Origin of the sequence: Acinetobacter sp. A47 (genome assembly GCF_000805455.1) — a bacterium.
Taxonomy (GTDB): Bacteria; Pseudomonadota; Gammaproteobacteria; order Pseudomonadales; family Moraxellaceae; genus Acinetobacter.
Genome location: NZ_JSUS01000002.1, coordinates 1 through 261, shown reverse-complemented (window position 1 = coordinate 261; position 261 = coordinate 1). Strand labels below are relative to the sequence as shown.

The 261-nt window shown below is 54.8% G+C and carries 1 protein-coding gene; it reads left to right on the top strand.

The window, feature by feature from the left end; genetic code table 11:
- A partial coding sequence (locus tag OC23_RS19120) for a hypothetical protein (RefSeq protein ID WP_038342627.1) occupies nucleotides 1–261 on the top strand: 261 nt, incomplete at both ends.

The window sequence follows — 261 nt, the reverse complement described above, 5'->3', positions numbered from 1 at the left end:
CGACTGTGGTTACACTCCTCATCAATGGCGTGACTTACACCGCAACGGTTGATGCAGCAACAGGTAACTGGACAGCTGATGTAGCCGGTAGCGACTTGCTGGCAGACACCGATGCCACTATCGATGCGACAGCGACCTTCACTGATGCAGCAGGTAACAGCAGCACGGTTACTGACACTCAAGGCTTCACTGTGGATGTTACGCCACCGGCAGCACCAGAGATCAATCCGGTCAATGGTACTGATCCGATCGCCGGTACAG